Raw genomic sequence first — 3,802 nt, 5'->3', positions numbered from 1 at the left:
ACATTTATGGCACCATCGCCAGTCGGGTTGGCCGGGAGAATTAGGCTGGTTATGACCCAAAGTGTAGTTACCACTCACCCCTCTCTCGTGCTGACCACCAGCGGGGCAACTTCCTCCTAACGGTCGATCTTCACCAAAATACAGCCCCTGACATTTATGGCACCATCGCCAGCCAACTTGTATTGAAATCGACCGTGGGTTGATTTCGAAAAACCAGAAAAAACCAAGTAATATCCACTGCCAAGGCATTACGATAAACACGCCATTACTTTGACCGGCTTGATCGGCATCCCTTATTCTCTGTGTCTGTGTTGTAAAGATTCCTCTTATCGCTGCAACAATAAGGGTTCTTACGGCGCCCGGCTCGACGCTTTGCTTATCCTCAAAATTACTCAGGAGATTATCGATTAAATTTGCTAAGGCATTCTCCCCCTGTGTTACTGCATCGATCAGAAGGAGAACTTCATTATGGTCGATCTCGAGTGCGACACCAGATGCAAATACATTGTTAGAGCTATACCAATTAACATTCATGGTTTTTCTCCTAAATTTGACATGCATAAAAAAATCGGGGTATGGGGATCAGATCGCTTTTGAGAGGTCCGAGTCAATCTGATCGACTGACCGCAGGGTCTTGCAATCCAGCCCCGCCCCACCCGGCCAGCAACCGTCCGCAGACCTGACTGCAGATCCCGCGTTCTCGTAGGGTGCAAGCCGCCTTCCGCGCGCCTAACCCATTGATAGATGATCTCCGGGATGGTGCTTTGCCAAAGTCGGAAGCGCCCGACGTCCCAGTATAAAGCTCCGGTCGCCACGCCGATCTGTTCGTGTAAAGATGTAGCCATGAAGCCTCACGGTGATGATACCTGGGAGCGTGCCGACCATCATGGCACTGGCTACACTCCACAGAGTATGGGAACCTCCGATGTGACGGTGCCCCATTGCGTCGGCCGCTTGGCTCTCGCGCCCAGCCCTTTGCCGAAGGGGCTCGCGCAGAGTGTCCGCCGCAACGCTTGGTCAGGCACAGTCTGCTCTAAGCGTTCGCCGGCTGAGACAACAGGCGACCCATCGCCTCACACAAAGGTCCGAGGTCGTTCGGGCCGCGTGCGGTGAGAAGTCGGCTTGCCGCGTCGTAGACCGTTGGCTGATCATGGTGGACGACAAAGCCCGCATTATCGAGGTCTACGTGAATGCTCTCGACACCGGTGATTTCGGTTCCGCGCGGAAACACGACGGGTCCATCGGGCTCCCTCTTGGCGGCGCTGATGAGGACCTGAGGCCCGTGGCACAAGGAGACAATCAGTACGCCGTGCGCGCGGGCCTCGCGGACGATCCTCAAGGCATCCCCGTCGGTCCGCAACATATCCGGATTCCACGCACCACCTGGGATGAAGAGCGCATCGTAGTCAGCGACGTTTACGACGTCCTTCAAGGCCAGGTCAGCCTTGACGCAGACGTTATCGGCCAGCCACTGCGCAAGGACGATGTACCCGGGAGGATCTCGGTGCTCGAAGATCCAGTTCTGGCCGGCGAGTTGCACCTCGGCCCCGCGTGCCCGGAGGTACTCCAGCGGCACATCGATCTCCGGAAGCTCGGGACCGTCGGCACTGACGATCAGGACACGCTTCCCAGCCAGCGAGGGCGATGGGGGGTCGGCAAAGACGGGAAGCGCCCAGTCCATGCCCCGCGTGTCGAGCGATACGGGAACCGGCAGGTATTTCGCCACGAGCGAGTGGGAACCGTTCATTTTCGATCTCCTCGAGTCTTTTGATAAAGTCAGGCGTCCTCGCCGTGATGGCCGGGCCGGCGATTAATCTGCGCCACCGGTTTGGCGGCGGCTGACAATCCCTCGGATGGAATGGCCAGTTACTCCGACGCGCGGAGAGACGCCAGGAGTCGTCATGGTGAGCGTTGCCAGAAAAGCGCACGGCACCTCGCTTGTCGTTCGGGCGGATAGGGCCAACTCGCTTACCGAACCTCTGTGAGACCCGGCGGGAGGCTCCACCCGCGGCACCCGCGCGGTGTTGCGGTGCAGCCAGCCGTCCGTGGGGTCGTTGAAATAGCACTCGAATGAGGTGTTGGAGCGCAGCACGTCAGTGACGCCATCCCCGGTGAGGTCGACCAGACGCGTCTCGGGGTCCTCCAGGTCGAAGTTCGGCGCCGGCTGGTAGCGTTGAAACGACCGCTTGCTGAAGCCGGCGCGAAAATCCAGCGGGTAATAGCCGGAGAGTGCGTCGCTGGTCACCAGCAGGTCGACGCGGCCGTCGCCATTGGCATCGATCAACTGCACGCCGCGGTCGGTGAGCCTGACCCCGGCCGGGACCTTCGGGATCCCGCGGAGCCGGTCGAATCGGCCATCACCCAGCTTGCGCCAGTAACGCGGCTGGCTGCCCAGCTCCAGGATATCGGGCAGGCCGTGGCAGAAGAGGTCGACCAGCTCCAAGTCCGGGTTGGCCAGGCTGGTCATCGGCAGGGCCGTGCCCGCGAGCGGGAAGAGCCGGCGTGCTTCCGGGGTGAAGCGGGAATAGCCGAAGTCCAGCGGTGGGAGCTCCCGCACCGGACAGCCGGCGTCATCATAGCCGATGACGTTGATGCGGCTGAGCAGCGAGGCGCCGTTCGGGGGCAGCGCGGCGGGATCCGTGGTTTGCTCGTCCAGGTAAACGAGCTCGTAGGCGCGGACCAGCGTGGTCTCGGTGGCCGGGGTGGGGTGCGCACCACGATGCCGGTGCAACAGCGGCGGGTGCGGGTCTCGACGCCTGCACGGTAATCGGAGAAGTCGTCGGGACGCGGGCGGCGGGAAAACTCGGGCTGGAGGCCCGGGAGGCCCTGGGGGTTGGTGTCGTAGACAAACGCGACCAAGACCAGGAAGGCCGCCTGGCTCGGGCCGGTCAGATCGACGTAGCGGATGGTCCGCAGGTCGAGCTGCTCGCCGTTGTGACCCTGCCCGGACGCGTTGTCGCGCTCGTATTCGTAGACGATGCGGTTACCGAAAGGGTCGCGTGTCTCGGTCAGGCGCCAGGCGAAGACCTTGCGGCGATTCTCTGGGTCGGCGACCACCGCGCGTTGGTCGTCGGCCAGGTCGCCGGGGACCGGACCCGGCGCGCCGTAGGTACTGATCAACCCGTCCTTGGTCCGCACCTCCCAATGGTCCGACGTCCCGGTGTGCCGTTCGATCCGGGCGAACAGCCCCTCGGTGCGCGGACGGTAGGTGGTGACGGTGCTGATGTCGGTGGGATGCGCGCGGGCGACCTCGACCAGGTCTTCGGCGCCGGACAAGACGAAGATGTCGGCCTCGGCGCCGTCGCGATAGCGTGGGACGCCAAGCGACCAGCACAGGCCGAAGGGGCAATTGCCGCTGCCTGGGCTGAAGCTGAGCGAGAGCTGCGGCTGTAGCCCGTTGCGCCATGCCGGCAGGGCGATGGGAACCGAGAAGTTACCGGTGCCGGTGTGGATATCGAGCGCGAACTTCTCGCCCAATCCCTTATGCGCACCCCCGCCCTGCGGGACCGCGATCAGGTCCCCGATGCCGCTTGCCTTCTCGCTCATGCCAGGGCTCCTGAAGCTCCCGTCGCAACGTGAAGCTATAGGCTAGAAAATCATAATGCCAAATGTCAACAACTAAGAAATTATGTGATATTCGGGCGAACGGGGTAGTGCTGGCTCATGACCCGGTGCAGGCTGCGGCCCTCCGCTCGGACGATGACGGTTGTCATTTTCAGAAGTCGTCTGCACCAGTTTGCTGGGCTCGACGGGCCTTGTGCAGGGGACTTCTGACACGCGTTGCTCAGAAGTCGCCTGCACG

At 61.8% G+C, this 3,802-nt stretch carries 4 protein-coding genes; all 4 read right to left on the bottom strand.

The features are described from left to right. Positions 1-534: hypothetical protein (locus A39O_RS40480; protein ID WP_211211549.1), on the bottom strand; the 534-nt coding region annotated here is incomplete at its 3' end. A gap of 499 nt (positions 535-1,033) precedes the next feature. Then, on the bottom strand, positions 1,034-1,747 hold the full coding sequence (locus A39O_RS36310) for a DJ-1/PfpI family protein (protein ID WP_020503907.1): 714 nt from the start codon (positions 1,745-1,747) through the stop codon (positions 1,034-1,036). A 63-nt stretch (positions 1,748-1,810) separates the two neighbouring features. Continuing rightward, on the bottom strand, positions 1,811-2,467 hold the full coding sequence (locus A39O_RS0106625) for an FG-GAP repeat domain-containing protein (RefSeq protein ID WP_157639746.1): 657 nt from the start codon (positions 2,465-2,467) through the stop codon (positions 1,811-1,813). Continuing rightward, on the bottom strand, positions 2,464-3,546 hold the full coding sequence (locus tag A39O_RS0106620) for a SpvB/TcaC N-terminal domain-containing protein (protein ID WP_026199212.1): 1,083 nt from the start codon (positions 3,544-3,546) through the stop codon (positions 2,464-2,466). The genes A39O_RS0106625 and A39O_RS0106620 overlap by 4 nt, the downstream gene beginning before the upstream one ends. Positions 3,547-3,802 lie beyond the last annotated feature (256 nt).

The sequence above is a fragment of the Lamprocystis purpurea DSM 4197 genome (genome assembly GCF_000379525.1).
Classification (GTDB): Bacteria; Pseudomonadota; Gammaproteobacteria; order Chromatiales; family Chromatiaceae; genus Thiodictyon; species Thiodictyon purpureum.
Note: the sequence above shows the minus strand (reverse complement) of the source record. Positions and strands in the feature narration are given on the sequence as shown.

Coding starts and splice junctions, on each gene's coding strand:
- A39O_RS36310 (WP_020503907.1), bottom strand. CDS start 1,747: ATGAACGGTTCCCACTCGCTCGTGGCGAAATACCTGCCGGTTCCCGTA.
- A39O_RS0106625 (WP_157639746.1), bottom strand. CDS start 2,467: ATGACCAGCCTGGCCAACCCGGACTTGGAGCTGGTCGACCTCTTCTGC.
- A39O_RS0106620 (WP_026199212.1), bottom strand. CDS start 3,546: ATGAGCGAGAAGGCAAGCGGCATCGGGGACCTGATCGCGGTCCCGCAG.